The organism is Pseudomonas sp. PME37.24/006 (assembly GCF_055556635.1).
This window is the reverse complement of sequence record NZ_JBVHNL010000044.1, coordinates 1-283: the sequence shown is the minus strand read 5'-3', so window position 1 is coordinate 283 and position 283 is coordinate 1. Positions and strand designations below refer to the sequence as shown.

1 protein-coding gene is annotated in these 283 nt (G+C 70.3%); it reads right to left on the bottom strand.

From position 1 onward, the window contains the following. A partial coding sequence (locus tag ACZ3GY_RS23785) for a trehalose-phosphatase (RefSeq protein ID WP_465912191.1) occupies nucleotides 1–283 on the bottom strand: 283 nt, incomplete at both ends.

Below are 283 nucleotides of genomic sequence, written 5' to 3'. Positions count from 1 at the left end.
CTCCAGCACGTCGACCAATCCGTCGATGTCGGCGACCCTGAGGACCGCGGCCGTGTCGCCGGTCCCGACATGGATGCCGAGATCCCCCGCCCCCAGTGTGCGGAGAGCGTCCTCGTCGGTGACGTCGTCGCCCGCGAAGATCACGGCCGTCGCCCCCGTGCGTTCCCGCAGGTGCTGCACGGCCGAGTCCTTGCCCTCCTGCCGGAACGCGAACTCGAGGATGTCGTGCCCCGTGCGACGTCGCCATTCCGGAGCGTGCTCCGCGACCAGACGATCCGCGATC